At 67.6% G+C, this 15,947-nt stretch carries 12 protein-coding genes; 4 read left to right on the top strand and 8 right to left on the bottom strand.

Translation table 11 applies throughout. The features are described 5' to 3' along the window. Positions 1-2,223 (bottom strand): polyribonucleotide nucleotidyltransferase (locus tag Q1V87_RS05320; RefSeq protein ID WP_300591148.1); only part of this gene is annotated, 2,223 nt, incomplete at its 3' end. Between the two features lie 249 nt (positions 2,224-2,472). After that, entirely contained in the window at positions 2,473-4,497 is a 2,025-nt protein-coding gene (locus Q1V87_RS05315) for a glycosyltransferase (RefSeq protein WP_300591147.1), read from the bottom strand. Between the two features lie 139 nt (positions 4,498-4,636). Here Q1V87_RS05315 and Q1V87_RS05310 point away from each other — a divergent pair, with 139 nt between their 5' ends. The 4 genes from Q1V87_RS05310 to Q1V87_RS05295 all read left to right on the top strand — a co-directional run bounded on the left by Q1V87_RS05310 (position 4,637) and on the right by Q1V87_RS05295 (position 9,231). Further along, entirely contained in the window at positions 4,637-5,263 is a 627-nt protein-coding gene (locus tag Q1V87_RS05310) for a VTT domain-containing protein (RefSeq protein ID WP_300591146.1), read from the top strand. Between the two features lie 187 nt (positions 5,264-5,450). Beyond that, a complete protein-coding gene (locus Q1V87_RS05305; RefSeq protein WP_300591145.1) occupies positions 5,451-6,233 on the top strand; it encodes a DeoR/GlpR family DNA-binding transcription regulator in 783 nt (260 codons plus the stop codon). After that, positions 6,230-7,195, top strand: a complete 966-nt coding sequence (locus Q1V87_RS05300) for a 1-phosphofructokinase family hexose kinase (RefSeq protein WP_300591144.1) — start codon at positions 6,230-6,232, stop codon at positions 7,193-7,195. Before Q1V87_RS05305 ends, Q1V87_RS05300 begins: the two co-directional genes overlap by 4 nt. A gap of 20 nt (positions 7,196-7,215) precedes the next feature. Further along, on the top strand, positions 7,216-9,231 hold the full coding sequence (locus Q1V87_RS05295) for a fructose-specific PTS transporter subunit EIIC (RefSeq protein ID WP_300591143.1): 2,016 nt from the start codon (positions 7,216-7,218) through the stop codon (positions 9,229-9,231). A 53-nt stretch (positions 9,232-9,284) separates the two neighbouring features. Here Q1V87_RS05295 and Q1V87_RS05290 read toward each other — a convergent pair whose 3' ends face one another. The 6 genes from Q1V87_RS05290 to efeU form a co-directional block, all read right to left on the bottom strand. After that, entirely contained in the window at positions 9,285-9,926 is a 642-nt protein-coding gene (locus tag Q1V87_RS05290) for an FMN reductase (protein WP_300591142.1), read from the bottom strand. A 1-nt stretch (position 9,927) separates the two neighbouring features. Further along, on the bottom strand, positions 9,928-11,124 hold the full coding sequence (locus tag Q1V87_RS05285) for an LLM class flavin-dependent oxidoreductase (RefSeq protein ID WP_300591149.1): 1,197 nt from the start codon (positions 11,122-11,124) through the stop codon (positions 9,928-9,930). A gap of 113 nt (positions 11,125-11,237) precedes the next feature. Next, entirely contained in the window at positions 11,238-12,137 is a 900-nt protein-coding gene (locus tag Q1V87_RS05280) for an alpha/beta fold hydrolase (RefSeq protein ID WP_300591141.1), read from the bottom strand. A gap of 48 nt (positions 12,138-12,185) precedes the next feature. Next, positions 12,186-13,469 carry a Dyp-type peroxidase gene (locus tag Q1V87_RS05275; protein WP_300591140.1) on the bottom strand — a complete coding sequence of 428 codons (1,284 nt, stop codon included), beginning with the start codon at positions 13,467-13,469 and terminating at the stop codon, positions 12,186-12,188. After that, positions 13,466-14,698 (bottom strand): iron uptake system protein EfeO, encoded by a 1,233-nt coding sequence (efeO, locus tag Q1V87_RS05270; RefSeq protein ID WP_300591139.1) that lies wholly within the window; start codon positions 14,696-14,698, stop codon positions 13,466-13,468. Before efeO ends, Q1V87_RS05275 begins: the two co-directional genes overlap by 4 nt. Then, entirely contained in the window at positions 14,679-15,650 is a 972-nt protein-coding gene (gene efeU, locus Q1V87_RS05265; RefSeq protein WP_300591138.1) for an iron uptake transporter permease EfeU, read from the bottom strand. Before efeU ends, efeO begins: the two co-directional genes overlap by 20 nt. Positions 15,651-15,947: the final 297 nt, after the last annotated feature.

Genomic DNA, 15,947 nt, shown 5'->3' with positions numbered 1-15,947 from the left:
CTCGGCCTCGTCGATCACCGGGGCGAGCGACAGCTTGCCGCGGTCGTCCATCTTGGTGATCTCGACCATGATCTTCTGGCCGACGCCGAGCACGTCTTCGACGTTCTCGACACGCTTGCCGCCGGCGAGCTTGCGGACCTCGCTGATGTGCAGCAGGCCGTCCTTGCCCGGCAGCAGGGAGACGAACGCACCGAACGTGGCGATCTTCACGACGGTTCCGAGGAACTGCTCGCCGACCTCCGGGTTGGTGGGGTTGGCGATCGCGTTGACCTGAGCACGAGCGGCTTCAGCCGACGGACCGTCGGTCGCGCCGATGTAGACGGTGCCGTCCTCCTCGATGGAGATGTCGGCGCCGGTCGCATCCTGGATCGCGTTGATCGTCTTTCCCTTGGGACCGATGAGCTCACCGATCTTGTCGACCGGGATCTGCACACTGATCACGCGCGGAGCCGTCGGCGCCATCTCGTCGGGGCCGTCGATAGCGGCATTGATGACGTTCAGGATCGTCAGACGCGCTTCCTTGGCCTGCGTGAGAGCTGCCGACAGCACCGACGACGGGATGCCGTCGAGCTTCGTGTCCAGCTGAATCGCCGTGACGAACTCGCTCGTGCCGGCGACCTTGAAGTCCATGTCGCCGAGCGCGTCCTCAGCACCCAGGATGTCGGTCAGCGCCGCGTAGCGGGTCTGACCGTCGACCTCGTCAGAGACCAGGCCCATCGCGATACCGGCGACGGGTGCGCGAAGCGGCACACCCGCGTTCAGCAGCGACAGCGTTGAGGCGCACACCGACCCCATCGAGGTCGATCCGTTCGAGCCGAGCGCCTCGGAAACCTGGCGGATGGCGTAGGGGAACTCCTCGCGCGGCGGCAGCACCGGCACGAGCGCGCGCTCGGCCAGGAAGCCGTGGCCGATCTCACGTCGCTTCGGGCTACCAACCCGGCCGGTCTCACCGGTCGAGTAGGGCGGGAAGTTGTAGTGGTGCATGTACCGCTTGCTCGTCGTGGGCGAGAGCGAATCGATCTGCTGCTCCATCTTGAGCATGTTCAGCGTCGTGACGCCCAGGATCTGGGTCTCACCGCGCTGGAAGATCGCCGAACCGTGCACGCGCGGGATCACCTGGACCTCGGCATCCAGCGGACGGATGTCGGCAAGTCCACGACCGTCGATGCGCACGCCCTCGGTGAGGATGCGACCGCGGACGATCTTCTTGGTCACCGACTTGTACGCTGCCGAGAACTCACCCAGCGCCGTCTCGGGCAGCTCGCCAGCATCAACGGCTGCGACCAGCTCTGCCTTGACGGCATCCTTGAGTTCGTCGTCGGCGTTCTGACGCTCGACCTTGTCGGCGATCTGGTAGATCGGGACGAGCTTGTCGTACGCGCGACCGGCGACGAAGTCGTAGGTCTGGTCGGCGTAGGGCGGGAAGACCGGGTAGGGCTGGATCTCCTTGGCGGCGGTGTTCGCGACGACGTTCTGCGCGGCGACGAGCTCCTTGATGAAGGGCTTGGCGGCCTCGAGACCCTGTGCAACGACCTCTTCGCTGGGCTTGGTGGCGCCGCCCTTGATGAGGTTCCAGCTGCCCTCGGTCGCTTCAGCCTCGACCATCATGATCGCGACGTCACCGTCGGGCAGGACACGCCCGGCGACGATCAGGTCGAAGACGGCATCCTCGAGCTGCTCGGCCTTCGGGAACGCCACCCACTGGTCGGCGTGCTCGCCGTGACCGGGGATGAGCGCGAGACGCACACCCGCGATCGGGCCCGAGAACGGCAGACCCGAGATCTGGGTCGACAGGGACGCTGCGTTGATCGCGAGCGCGTCGTAGAACTCGCCCGGCGCGATCGAGAGCACCGTCACGACGATCTGGACCTCGTTGCGCAGCCCCGAGACGAACGAGGGGCGCAGCGGACGATCGATGAGGCGGCACACCAGGATCGCCTCGGTCGAGGGGCGACCCTCACGACGGAAGAACGAACCAGGGATCTTGCCTGCGGCATAGGAGCGCTCTTCGACATCCACCGTCAGGGGGAAGAAGTCGAAGCCCTCGCGAGGGTGCTTCCCGGCGCTCGTGGCCGAGAGCAGCATGGTTTCCTCGTCGAGGTAGGCGGCAACGGCGCCCTGGGCCTGCTGAGCGAGGCGTCCGGTCTCGAACCGAACGGTACGGGTGCCGAAGCGGCCGTTGTCGAGAACGGCTTCAGCGGCGGTGATTTCAGGACCTTCCAAGAGGTCTCTCCTTCTTTGTTTCGACTCGCACACCCGTGTGGTGCGCGAGCACATGCGAAGGAGCAGGAACAGGCAGTATCGAGCGTGCGGCCTTACGCCGCGTGAATCGTCGGCGCTGGCCACCAGTAGAAGACCACCCGGCGTAAGACGACGGGGAACCCACCACAGGGGACCAGCTTCCTGCCGGCCTGCTCCATGAAGCTCACTGTGAAGTTGAGCGGAAGCCGTAAGGCAACCCGAACGATCCTATCAGGGCCGCGCTGGCCGCACCGGGTCGACCGGCGACAGCGTGGTCGAGATCGGTCGCCGTGAGATCGTGACGTAGTCCGCATGCTTTGCGCTCAGGCCGTCTCCTGCAGTGCGCCCGCGCAGCCGCCGCCACAGCCAGGGCGCGGCGTCGCGGCGCACCCAGCCGCGCGGGTTGGGAGTGTCATCGTCGTGGAAGGCGGAGTCGAGATTCGCGAGCTCGTCAGCGTAGGGCACCCCCAGAGCCTCGGCGGCCCGATAGGCAACGAACCGGTGGCCCTTCGATCGGAAGTGGACCTTGTCATCGGCCCACATGTCGAGGTCACTGATCGCCGGCTGGGCCTCAAGATCGAGCAGCATGCAGCCGGTGTCGGCGGCGATGCGCCGAATCTCGGAGTTGTAGATCGCGACACGTCGCGCGAAGATCATCGCGGCCCGGCGCCGGGGCAGCACGATACTCACCAGCAGCACGTCGATGCCACGGGAGCGCAACTCCACGACAGCCCGCTCGAGTCCCTTCGCCAGGGTGAGAGGATCAGCGCCGCGGCTGACCAGATCGTTCGCGCCCATGAAGACCGACACCAGATCCGGCTCCATCTCCAGCGCACGCGGTAGTTGCTCGACGAGGAGGTCCCGGATCTTGCGGCTGCGCACGGCAAGATTCGCATATCGGAACGGCTCCGCGGTCGCCGGAAGTCTCGCCTCTCGGGCGCCGGCCAGCAGATCCGCGAGGCGGTCGGCCCACCCGCGGTACTGGCCCTTCGGCATCCGCGAGGTGTCGCACAGTCCCTCGGTCAGAGAATCCCCGAGAGCAACGAAACGGGACCAGCGGGGCGCCCCCTCGGTCGCTGGCGCTGGCGGCGCTGCCGGTCGCGTCGCGGCGCGGGCGAACAAGGAGTCGTCGATCGGGCGCAGCATCCGAGCCTCGGCGTAGTGGCCGACGAGCTGGCGGCCCAGGGCCTCCCAGGTGCGATCGCGCACCGACTCGCGCGCCGCGGTCGCAAACGCGCGCCGCTTGGCATCATCGCCGACGAGGTCTGCCACCCGCGCACGGAGGTCGGCGAGGTCTCCCGGTCGATAGAGCCATCCGTCGACGCTGCTACGAACGAGATCGACCGGTCCACCTGTTCCCGTCGCGACAACCGGGACTCCCGCCGCGAGCGCCTCCTGGATCGTCTGGCCGAACGTTTCGCTTTCGCCGGGGTGGACGAAAACGTCGAACGAGGCCATGGCCTCGCCCAGCGCATCACCGGAGAGGTGTCCGAGAAAGACAGCACGCGGCAGGGCGCGCTCGAGCGCGGGTCGCGAGGGTCCATCACCGACGACGACCAGCCGGGTTCCCGGAAGATCGTGCAGGGCGGCGAGGTCTTCGACCTGCTTCTCGGGGGCGAGCCGCCCGACGTAGCCGATGATCGCCTCACCCGGGGCGACGCGCTGCCGCCAGCTGGCACTGCGATGTTCGGGAGCAAAACGCACGGCATCCACTCCCCGCCCCCACCGGCGCAGGCGATCGATGCCGAGACCTTCGAGCTGGGACATGCTCGCCGAGGACGGCACCAGGGTCAATGTCGCACGGCGGTGCAGTCGGGTGAGGTGCGACTGCACGATCGATGTCGCAGCCGGAAGCCCGTACTTCTGGGCGTAAGCGACCACATCAGTCTGGTAGACCGCGACAACGGGAACCTTGAGCGCGTCGGCGGCAGCCGTTCCTTGCCAGCCGAGCACGAACGGCGATGCCAGGTGAATGACATCGGGCTGGAACTCGCGCAGGTGCGCCGCAAGCTTCGCCGCGCGAGCGAACACGACGCGAACCTGTGGGTACGAGGGCAATGGCACTGACCGGAGCATCGTGGTGCGAGCGCCGGAGAGATCAGCGCCGCGCAGATCCACCTCGACGTCACCGGCCCTGGGGGCGATGACGAGGGTGTCGTGCCCTTCGTTTGCCAGATGACGAAGGATCTGGAGCACCGAGCCGGTGACTCCGTTCATGTGGGGGAGGAACGATTCCGCCAATACCGCGACTCTCACGTCTCCAGGGTGACGCGTGTCGGATCGCCGAACACGCTGAGGCAGGCACGGTTGCCGAGAGTTCACCGGATGCACGCCATCGCGTCACCGGACGTGCCCCGTTCCGTCTCCGTTCACCCTCGCGTGTTACCTCAGAGGTGTGATCGATGAGGTGCTGACGCACGTTGCCGGTAGCGCCTGGGCGCTTCCCCTCATGTTCGCTCTCGTCCTCGCCGACAGCCTCCTCGTGGTCGTCCCGGGAGAGGTCGCCGTGACCGCCTTCGGCGCACTCGCGGTGACCGTCGGCTCGCCCCCACTGCTGGGTGTCGTGCTGCTGGCAGCGCTCGCGGCCTTCCTCGGCGACATGATCGTGTACGCCGTCGGGCGCCGCGTCGGGCTGGACCGGTGGGCGTGGATGCGGGGCCGCAGAGTGAGCGCCGCGATCGGGTGGGCGCACCGCCGCCTGCATCGATCGAGCGCAACCGTGGTCTTCACCGCCCGTTTCATCCCGTTCGCCCGACTGGCGGTGAACCTGACCGCTGGTGCATCGCGGGTTCCGGCTCCTCGCTATCTCGTTCTCGTTGCCGCGGCAGCCACGGGGTGGGCGGTGTACCAGGCCGCCGTCGGCGCGATCGTCGGACGCCTCGTTCCGGGCGGACCTGTCGTTGCCGTTCTTATCTCCATAGGTGTCGCGATCGTGTTGGGCCTGATCGTCGACCTGATCGTCACGCGGCTTTCATCCGCGCGAGATAGCCGCTCTTCCGACACAGAAGACACTCCCGCCTAGCTCGCGCCCCGGTTCGATACACCCCACGGTCGCCACCGAGCCCCACTCGGGCGAGTGCAGCACGTCAGCGGGCTCAGTGCCGCGCGCCCGAAATGCAGATCGACTCTTGTAAACCAACACATTCGCAGCTAATCTCACACATACACAGATTTCGACGTCAGGGATGACGCCGGGTGGGAGAACACTCATGTACGCGACGGAGCGCCAGCAGCGCATCGCTGGAATCGTCACCGACGAGGGTCGCGCCTCGGTCACCGCCCTGTCAGCCCTGTTCGGCGTCGCGCAGGAGACGATCCGCCGCGATCTCGACCAGCTCCAGGCCGACGGCGTGCTCCTCCGCGTACACGGCGGCGCCGTCCCCGCGGGGCGAACCAGCGCCGCAGAGCCGAGCCTGGCTGCCCGCGAAGCCACTGCGCCCGAGGCCAAGGAACGCATCGCCGCGGCGGCGCTCGATCTGATCCCCCGCGGTCTCGGCGGGGCCGTTCACATCGATGCCGGCTCCACGGCAGCCCGCGTCGCGCGGCTTCTGGCCGCTCGAGAAGACGGCAACGCCTCGCTCACGCTCATCACCAACTCCGTGATCACCGCGTCGACGCTGAGCCACCTGACAACCCCTGCCGTGCGCGTGATCGGCGGACGACTTCGGGCGCTGACCGGCGCCCTGGTCGGCGCGGGAGCCATCGAGCAGATCGCCGGCTTGCGGCCGGATGTGGCGATCATCGGGACCAATGCCGTGCACGCGCAGTTCGGGTTGAGCACACCCGACGAAGCCGAGGCTGAGGTCAAGCGAGCCGCTGTAGCCTCTGCGCGGCGCGTGATCGTCGTCGCTGACGCATCGAAGCTCGGCGAAGAATCACTCGTGCGGTTCGGAGGACTCGATGACATCGACGCCCTCGTGACCGACGGTGAACCGGATGCCGACCTGAGCGAGGCTCTGCGGGCCGCCGACGTCGATCTGGTGCGAGCATGATCGTGACCGTCACGATCAACCCGAGTGTTGATCGCACCATCCAGCTTCCCTCCCGACTCGTCCGGGACGCTGTCCTTCGCGCGAGCGCTGTCACCTCGCAGGCAGCCGGAAAGGGCGTGAACGTCTCGCGGGCGTTGACTCACGCATCCATCCCGACACGAGCGATCGTCCGGGCCGACTACCACGATCCGTACGTAAGGGAGCTCGTCGAGAGCGGCCTGGCGGTCGTCACCGTTGATCCGGGCGCCACCGTGCGCACCAACATCTCGCTGGCCGAACCCGACGGCACGACAACGAAGATCAACGAACCCGGTTCACCGCTGAGCGCCGCAGCCGTGGCAGCCCTTCACGATGTCGTGGCCGCCGAGGCACCCCGGGCGAGCTGGCTGGTTCTTGCCGGTTCCCTTCCCCCGGGCGCCGATGTCGAACTGCTCGCCGATCTGGCACGGACGGCGCGGATCGCCGCGCCCGGCATCCGCATCGCGGTAGACACCTCGGGAGCGCCGCTTGCAGCGCTGCGCACCGCGGGCGTGCGGATTGATCTGATCAAACCCAACCTCGAGGAACTTGCGGAGCTGACCGGGTCGGACCCCGCGGCTCTGGGCACACCGGAAGCCGTGGCGAGCGCATGCGCAGCACTGCGGACCGATGGAATCGCCGCCGTGCTGGCAACGCTCGGCGGGGCGGGCGCGGTCCTCGCCTCCGCGGGTGGCGCCTGGCACGCCATCCACCCGCCAGTGGTAGCCCGCAGCACTGTCGGCGCCGGCGACTCGTCCTTGGCCGGCTACCTCATTGCTGATGCCCAAGGGCTCTCGCCCGCTGCGCGCCTCGCACGCGCCGTGTCTTACGGCTCGGCCGCCGTCTCCCTGCCCGGGACCACCATCCCGCGCCCCACAGACACCCGCCCTGACCAGGTCACGGTCACCGAGATCCACCTGCCCGCCACGGTGACAGCACCGTGACGTTCATCAAAGGAGAGAACATGTCCATCATCACCCCGGAGCTTGTCGCTCTCGATGTCGCGTTGGGCGCGACATCCGGGGACGTCATTGATGCCCTCAGCACCATCGTCGCCGGCGCGGGTCGCACAACGGATGCGCACGCGCTTGCGGCAGACGCCCACGCCCGCGAGGCGCAGACCTCGACCGGCATGCCCGGCGGGATTGCGATCCCCCACTGCCGCACCGCCGCCGTAACGGAGCCCACACTCGCGTTCGCACGCCTCTCGGACCCGGTGGACTTCGGCGACGATGACCCGAGCGATCTCGTGTTCTTCATCGCCGCGCCGGTCGGTGCCGACACCGACCATCTCGCGATCCTCTCCACCATCGCCCGCGCGCTGGTGCGGGAAGAGTTCGTGGAGTCCCTGCGCGCCGCGACCTCGGCGCCCGAGGTCGTCGGCCTTATCGATGAGGCGATCGCCCCGGCGCCTGCTGCGACCACCGCGGCACCGGCGGCGTCGGGTGAGCGCGTGCTCGTCGCAGTCACCGCCTGCCCGACCGGCATCGCCCACACCTACATGGCTGCCGACGCCCTCGTCGCCGAGGCGAAGAAGCGCGGCATCCGCCTCGAGGTCGAGACGCAGGGTTCGAGCGGATCGACCGCGCTCGATCCCGCCGTCATCGCCGCGGCCGACGCCGTGATCTTCGCGGTGGACGTGGATGTTCGCGACCGCGCGCGCTTTGCCGGCAAGCCGGTCGTTCAAGGCCCCGTCAAGCGCGGGGTCGAAGCTCCCGGCGCCATGATCGACGAGGCATTGGCCGCGGCCGCGAACCCGGATGCTGCGCGCGTCGCGGGTAGCGAGACCACGACCGCGACCACCGATACCGCCAGTGAACACGCGGGCCGCAAGCTGCAACGGTGGCTCCTTACCGGCGTCAGTTACATGATCCCCTTCGTCGCCGGCGGCGGTCTGCTCATCGCCATCGGGTTCGGTCTCGCGGGATACGACATCAACGCGACAGCCAGCGACATCGTCGCTTCCTCGTCCCTGTGGAACCTGCCCGACGGCGGCTTCTGGACCTACATCGGCGCCGTCGCGTTTGTCATCGGTGCAGCTTCCATGGGCTTCCTCGTGCCGGCGCTTGCAGGATTCATCGCCTATGCGATGGCCGACCGGCCCGGCATCGCGCCGGGGTTCGTGGTCGGCACGATCGCCGTCATGATGAACGCCGGCTTCCTCGGCGGCATCGTCGGCGGCCTCCTCGCCGGCCTCGTCGCAGCCTCGCTCACCCGCATCCCGGCGCCCCGCTGGCTGCGTGGGCTGATGCCGGTCGTCATCATTCCGCTGTTGGCATCGATCGCCGCATCCGGAGCCATGATCCTGTTCCTGGGCGGGCCGATCGCCTGGCTCATGACGACACTGACCGATTGGCTGAACAGCCTGACCGGCGTCGGAATCGTGCTGCTCGGCGTAATCCTCGGCCTCATGATGTGCTTCGACCTCGGCGGGCCCGTCAACAAGGTCGCGTACTCGTTCGCGGTCGCGGGCCTCGGGGCCGCGTCACTGGCGAACCAGGTGCCGCTGGAGATCATGGCTGCCGTCATGGCATCGGGCATGGTTCCGCCACTCGGACTCGCGCTCGCATCGACGGTGCTTGCCCGTAAGCAGTTCACTCCGGTGGAGCGCGAGAACGGTGTCGCGGCGTGGCTGCTGGGTGCATCCTTCATCTCGGAGGGTGCTATCCCCTTCGCAGCAGCCGACCCACTGCGCGTCATCCCCGCGTCCATGCTCGGTGGCGCCGTCACCGGCGCCCTCTCGATGGCCTTCGGGGTCACCTCGCAGGCTCCCCACGGCGGAGTATTCGTCTGGTTCGCGATCAGCAGCTTCCTGTGGTTCCTGCTGTCGATCGCGGTCGGCGCCGTCGTCACCGCCCTTGCGATCATCGCTCTTAAGCGCATCGGTCGCCGCCCGAGCGCCGCGACTGTCGAAGCCGCGGGAGCTGCCGACGACACTGAGGCCAGCGGCGTGCTGGCCAGCGGCGCAGTCCGCGCCTGAGAACCCACGATGCCCCGGCCGTCGGGTGCGGCCGGGGCATTCGTGTATCTGCGTCAGTCGGCGCTGAGTCCGCCCAGCAGGCTCTCGAACGAGCGACCCTCGCCGAGGTAGCTCGCCGGGTCGAACGGGTCCTCAACGACTGTCGCGCCCCGGCGAGCGACGGCATCCGCGAGCTCTCCCGCGGCCCGCTCAGTGCGCGAACGTAGCGAAGATGCTCCCTCGCCGCCGGCCCAGTCCTCCGATGCCGCGAACACGGATGTCGAGACCGGGTTGGCGTGCAGATAGGTGAACAGCGGGCGCATCGCGTACTCGAGTGCCAACGAGTGCCGTGGTGACCCGCCGGTGGCTGCCAGCAAGACCGGCATCCCCCGCAATGAGTCCGGGTCCAGGATGTCGACGAACGACTTGAACAGACCGGAGTAGCTGGTCGTGAAGATGGGCGTGACGGCGATGAGGGCGTCTGCCGAGGTCACGGTTTCGATCGCCTCAGCAAGCTCGGGGCGGGCGAACCCGGTGAGGAGATTGTCGGTGATCGCGTGAGCATGCTCGCGTAGCTCGATCACATCCACCCCGACCTCGATCTCGCGTTCGGCCAGCTGTGCACGAACCGCCTCCGCCAGCCTGTCGGCAAGCAGCCTCGTGGATGACGGGTTCGAGAGCCCCGCGGTGACGACCGCGATGCGGCGCATGGTCATCTCACGCCCCCTGACGTGTCGCTGCGGCACCGAATGCGGCACCCGCCAGCGGCGCGCTGTCACGGTACGGGGAACCGCCGGTGACGTTGTCGCCGCGGTTGGGTCGGGGCCGGGCTTCGCGCGGTCCCCCCGCAGCTGCCACCAGACTCTCGTGGGTCGGAGCGTCAGCGACGCCTTCCGGACGATCCTTCGCGAGCTCCTTGCGGAGCACCGGCACGACCTCACCGCCGAGGATGTCGAGTTGCTCGAGGACGGCCTTGAGGGGCAGACCCGCGTGGTCGATGAGGAACATCTGGCGCTGGTAGTCACCGAAGTGCTCCCGCATCGCCGCGTACCGATCGATAACCTGCTGCGGCGAACCCACCGTCAGCGGCGTCATCTCGGTGAAGTCCTCCAGGCTCGGTCCATTGCCGTAGACCGGCGCGTTGTCGAAGTACGGACGGAATTCGCGGACCGCCTCCTGAGAGTTGCGGTGCATGTAAACCTGCCCACCGAGCCCGACAATCGCCTGCTCCTGAGTGCCGTGCCCGTAGTGTTCGAACCGCTCACGGTAGAGGGCGACCAGCCGCTGGAAGTGCTCCTTGGGCCAGAAGATGTTGTTCGCGAAGAACCCGTCGCCGTAGTAGGCGGCCTGCTCGGCGATTTCGGGAGTGCGGATCGAGCCGTGCCAGACGAAGGGCGGCACGCCATCGAGCGGGCGCGGCGTCGAGGTGAAACCCTGCAGCGGCGTGCGGAATTGACCCTGCCAGTCGACGACATCCTCGCGCCACAGCCGGTGGAGCAGGGCGTAGTTCTCGACGGCGAGGTTCAGGCCCTGACGGATGTCCTTGCCGAACCAGGGGTACACGGGGCCGGTGTTACCGCGTCCGAGGATGAGGTCCGCCCGTCCGCCCGAGACGTGCTGAAGCATCGCATAGTCTTCGGCGATCTTCACGGGGTCGTTGGTGGTGATGAGTGTCGTGGCGGTCGAGAGCAGAATGCGCTCGGTTTGGCCTGCGATGTAGGCGAGCGTCGTCGTCGGCGAGGACGACCAGAACGGCGGGTTGTGATGCTCGCCGAGGGCGAAGACATCCAGCCCCACCTCCTCGGCGTGCGTGGCGATCTGCAGCGTCGCGCGGATCCGCTCGGCCTCGCTGGGGGTGTGACCTGTCGTGGGGTCTTCCGTGATGTCGCTGACGGTGAAGATCCCGAACTGCATCTGGCTCATCGTGCTCTCCGGTCCCGGTCGCGGGGTGTGCGGCCGATCTATGCAAGTGAATGTATCTCGTGTAACGCGACCGCGTCGAATCTATTCCCGCCGACCTCGAGACCTCACCGATCCATGGGGCCGTCTATCTCGGCGAACATCGCGAGCATGTCGCGCACCAGCTGATGCGGCGCCGTTTCGCACGGGCTATGACCCGTCTCGTAGACCGCCACCTGCGCGCCGATGCGCTGCGCGTATGACAAATACTGCTCGGTCGGCCAGAGGTCATGCGCGCCCGTCGCGACGAGGGTCGGCACGGATGCTGCGCGCACCGCATCGGCGACGTCCGGCATCCGCATCATGAGCCCGACGATGTCGTCGACGCTCTCTCGCCGCGTCAGGGCGAATCGCTCACGAACGAAGGCGATGCGTTGCGGGGGGACCCGGTTCAAGTTGTTACGGATGCCCCACAGCATGAGGGATGCGCCGCTTCGCGGGCCCGCGAGACTGCTGAAGCGGCCGATCCGCTTCACCCCCCGGAACACTTGTCCGGTCGCCGGCGGCGTCGACAACAGCGTGAGCGAGGAAAACAGCTCCGGCCGCGCAGCGACGATCAGCTGCGACACGAGTCCCGCGAACGAATACCCGAGGACGTGCGCTCGCGGCCCGCTCTCGAGGACGGCGGTCAGGTCATTGATGAACAGCGGATAGTCGTAGCGGGCGCGGGGCGGATCGAGTTTCTCGGGACCGGCATCCCGTGACTCATACTGCCCAGCGAGATCGTAAGCCTCCACGCGGTAGCCGGCCTCAGCGAGCAGCGGCAACATGAGGGTGAAGTCCTCTTTGGACCCCGTCACACCCGGGAAGAGCACGACACGACCGCGTGCACCGCTTCCGAGACCCACCCGCGCGAGCCTCCCGCTCGGCGCAGAGAAGTGGTCACGCACAGTGCCGGCGGGAAAGACCCGCCAGTCGAGATCGGGAATCGCCGCGTCCCGCTCGCGGGCGTCATCGGTAAGCGTCATCGACGCCCGAGACTACTCCAGCCCTCCCCACACAGGCAGCATTCGCCGCTAGGAGAACAGCCCCGCGCCGACGAAAGATCCCTCACTCGGCGCTGGAGGCACTGCCCAGATGCCCGAGCCCACGGTCGTGACGTACTCCATCATCAGATCCGTCGCCACCGAGCGCTGCACCGTGATGAATCGATCCGGCGAGCGCACGTAACCGAGGAAGAACAGTCCGGCATCGAGGCGTCCCAGCGCCGTATTGCCGTCGACGTAGTTGTATCCGCGCCGCAGCATCCGGATCCCGCCGTTGTTGGCCGGATGGGCCCGGGAGACGTGCGAACGCGGATCGATCGCGAGCCCCGCCGCACCGGATGCCGCAAAGTCGGGCGGCGCGAATTCGTCACCGCCACTGAGGGGAGCCCCGGTTCCCTTCGCGCGCCCGGTGACGCGCTCCTGCTCCGCCAGGCGCACGCGATCCCACGTCTCGATCTTCATGGCGATCTTGCGCGCCACGAGATACGAGCCCCCCGCGAGCCATGTCGGTCCGTCGTTGGCGGACACCCACACGTGCTCGTCGAGGGCTGCCGTGTCATCCGCGAGGATGTTGGCGGTGCCGTCCTTGAAGCCGAAGAGATTCCGGGGAGTCTTGCTTGTCGCCGATGTGCGCGAGGTTCGCCCGTACCCCAGCTGCGACCACCGAAGCCGCGCGCGCCCGAAAGCGATGCGACTGAGGTTGCGCACGGCATGCACCGCCACCTGCGGATCATCGGCGCACGCCTGAACGCACAGGTCTCCCCCGGTGTGACCGGGGTCGAGGTCGTCGCCGAGGAACGGAGGGAGCGCGGCGAGCGAGCCCGGTGCCAGTGACGCCAGACCGAAACGATCGACCCCCTCGGCCGTGCTGAACAACGTTGGGCCGAAGCCGATCGTGATCGTGAGGTTGCTGGCGGGAAGTCCGAGCGCCTCGCCCGTATCGTCGGGCGGGGCTTCGGGCGAACCGCCGACAGCACCGGTCGCGCTGACTTCCAAACCGAGCATCATACGTGCCGCCGCGTAACTCCAGTCCTGCAGGAGTTCGACGAGATCTTGCCGTGAAGCGCCCTCCATCACGTCGAACGCAGCAAAGTGCAGGTGGTCTTGCACGTCGGTGGTGATGCCCGCCGGGTGGGCGCCATAGAACTGGTGGGTGTCGGCGACTGACGCGGCATCCGGCCGCGTCAGCGCGATGGCCGATGCCGCTCCGGCACCAACCGCGACGCCCGCCGCACCAGCGCCGAGCGCGAGCCCCAGCAGACCTCGCCTGCTCAGGCCCGCCCGCGGCGTTTCGGATGCCGGTTCTTCGCTCATTGCAGCACGGTCACCGTGAGCTGCGACAGCGGCTCGGCTAGGGCGTTGATGCGATCCGAGAGAGCACGGGTGTCGGCATCCGTCAGGGTGCTGTAGGAGACGAAGCCGTCCTGTAGCGACCCGAAGGTTGCCAGCTCCGCTTCCAGCTGCGCGTAACCCTCGTCGATCTGGGCGACGAGTTGCTCACCGTCGGGGCCACTTGAGACGGCGAAGTCACGCACGAGCGAAAACGCCATCTTCGACCCCTCGACGTTGGCGGCGAAGTCGTACAGATCGGTTCCCGACCACCAGTCCTCCTCGCCGCTGATCTTGCCGGTCGCCACCTCATCGAGCAGTGCGATGGCGCCGTTGGAGATGCCCGCGATGCCCTGCGACTCAAGCGCGTCGATGAACTCGTTGCCGTGCACATAGTCGTACAGCTCCTGCACATCGGCGATCAGCAGGTCACCGAATTCCGCCCTCTGCTCGGGCGTCGATGGCTCCCAGTCCTGCCATGCCGGGGTCACACCATCGGAGTTGAGAGCATCGGATGCTGGCACCCAGAGATCCTTCTCGATGCGGTGGAACCCCGTCCAGTCGAGCCCCTCCGCGACCGCGTCGACCTCCCGGTAGTCGATACGCGGGTCCAAGTCGCCGAGCGCCTCGGCAACCGGCTCAATGCGCTCGTAATACGCACGGACCTGCGGGAACATCTGCTTCGCTGTCTCGTCGTCGCCCGCCACATAGGCAGCGACGAACTCGTCGACAGCCGGCACGAGCTGACCGACCTGGTCTTTCACGAATGCCGCGTAGAGATCGACCGCCTGCTGCTTGAGCTCAGCATCCTCGCCATCCACCGCCACGGAATCTCCGGTCACCGTGAATGCTGCTCGGCCGACACCGTCGCCGATCATTCCGGGCTTGCACAGCGTGTAGTAATCGCCGGGCTGGGTGAGAACGGTGAGCGTCCGGGACGCACCGGGCGCGATGTTCTCGACCTCCCCGACGATCCGGAGTCCGTCACTGGCGAGCAGGTAGAACTCGGTGGTTTCCGACCCCGCGTTCGTCACCGCGAAGTTCAGCGTGCCGCTGGCCGCACTGGCCGAGGAGATCTCGCAGGAGTCCTCCGTCGAGGTGACGGTGATCGCGTCGCCGCCTGCCTGGTCGGCCCGTACGACGCATCCGGCGAGCACGAGCGAACCGGCTGCGGTCACGGCGACCAGGGCCAGACTACGAGAGAGGGTGTTCATGGGTCTCCTTGCTGTGGGGACTGACTGCGGACGAAAGAAGGCTCGAGTCGGCAGCGTCCGTCGGGGTCGCCGCGGGACGCGGGCGTGCGGGGAACGCGCGGACAAGAAACACCGTGCCGACGACCGCAACGTAGAGCACCCATGCGATCACTTGGAGCCAACTCATGCGGGCGGTGAAGCCGATGGTCGCCTGCAGGATGACGGCGCCCGGGCTCGTGGGGTCGAGGATGCCGGTGAGATCGAACGCCCAGCCGAAGGGGAATCCCGCCCATCCGCGGGCCACCGCCCCTGCCGCATCGATGGGTGCGAGAGCGGTGGTGGGACCCGGGAGCACCCCGGCCTCCTGCAGGTCGCCGATCCCGTAGGCCAGGACGCCAGCGGCGACAAGGATCAAGAAGGCGCCGGTCCAGGTGAAGAACAGCCGGAGGTTCAGGCGTAGCATCCCGCGGGCAACGAGCCAGCCAAGCGCCGCGGCACAGAGGATGCCGAGAACGGCCCCAGCCAGCGACTCGGGCGCGTTTCCGAACGACTGCACCATCGACCAGAGCAGAAGAGTCGTCTCCACACCCTCGCGAGCGACCGACACGAAGCCCAGAACGACGATTCCCCACAGTCCCCCGGTCGCGATCGCCCGGTCGACGCCGCTGCGTAGTCCCCCCGCAAGTGTCCGCGCGTGGGCCTGCATCCAGAAGATCATCCACGTGACCATCGCCACGGCGACCAGCGACAGCAGACCCCCGATGATCTCCTGCGCTTCGAACGTCAACGCATAAGAACCGAATGTGAAGAACGCTCCGATAGCAAGGGCGAGAGCGATCGCACCCCCGACTCCCAACCACAGGCGCGGCAGCACGTCGCGACGCTTCAGCTGCGTGAGATAGGCCACCAGGATGCCGATGACGAGGGCGGCTTCGAGACCTTCGCGGAGGCCGATGAGAAAGCTAGCGAGCACGCGGATCCTCGGGACGATTCGGTAAGGCTTACCTAAGCCATCCGAGAGACTACTCCCCCGCCGGCGGCTGAGCAATTCCCGCCCGCACCCGTCAATGACGAAGGGCCGCCCCACACCGTGGGACGACCCTTCGAGAAAGCGATGGACGCGGTTCGCGCTTAGCCTCGATCCACCGATGAAGGTTGGGCGGGCGGCGGGATCGTGATCGAGTTGCGCTGACCACGTCTGGGCAGGGGTGTGCTCCGGGCGTCGCATCCCGGTCGTCCACTGGGTCCTTGGTCGTGCCGCGTCGCGGCG

This window comes from Microbacterium sp., assembly GCF_030149085.1.
Lineage (GTDB): Bacteria > Actinomycetota > Actinomycetes > Actinomycetales > Microbacteriaceae > Microbacterium.
Note: the sequence above shows the minus strand (reverse complement) of the source record. Positions and strands in the feature narration are given on the sequence as shown.

What these genes read in the sequence shown, in the direction of transcription:
- Q1V87_RS05305 (WP_300591145.1), top strand. Translation starts at nt 5,451, where the DNA reads ATGTACGCGACGGAGCGCCAGCAGCGCATCGCTGGAATCGTCACCGAC.
- Q1V87_RS05300 (WP_300591144.1), top strand. Translation starts at nt 6,230, where the DNA reads ATGATCGTGACCGTCACGATCAACCCGAGTGTTGATCGCACCATCCAG.
- Q1V87_RS05295 (WP_300591143.1), top strand. Translation starts at nt 7,216, where the DNA reads ATGTCCATCATCACCCCGGAGCTTGTCGCTCTCGATGTCGCGTTGGGC.
- Q1V87_RS05290 (WP_300591142.1), bottom strand. Translation starts at nt 9,926, where the DNA reads ATGACCATGCGCCGCATCGCGGTCGTCACCGCGGGGCTCTCGAACCCG.
- Q1V87_RS05285 (WP_300591149.1), bottom strand. Translation starts at nt 11,124, where the DNA reads ATGCAGTTCGGGATCTTCACCGTCAGCGACATCACGGAAGACCCCACG.
- Q1V87_RS05280 (WP_300591141.1), bottom strand. Translation starts at nt 12,137, where the DNA reads ATGACGCTTACCGATGACGCCCGCGAGCGGGACGCGGCGATTCCCGAT.
- Q1V87_RS05275 (WP_300591140.1), bottom strand. Translation starts at nt 13,469, where the DNA reads ATGAGCGAAGAACCGGCATCCGAAACGCCGCGGGCGGGCCTGAGCAGG.
- efeO (WP_300591139.1), bottom strand. Translation starts at nt 14,698, where the DNA reads ATGAACACCCTCTCTCGTAGTCTGGCCCTGGTCGCCGTGACCGCAGCC.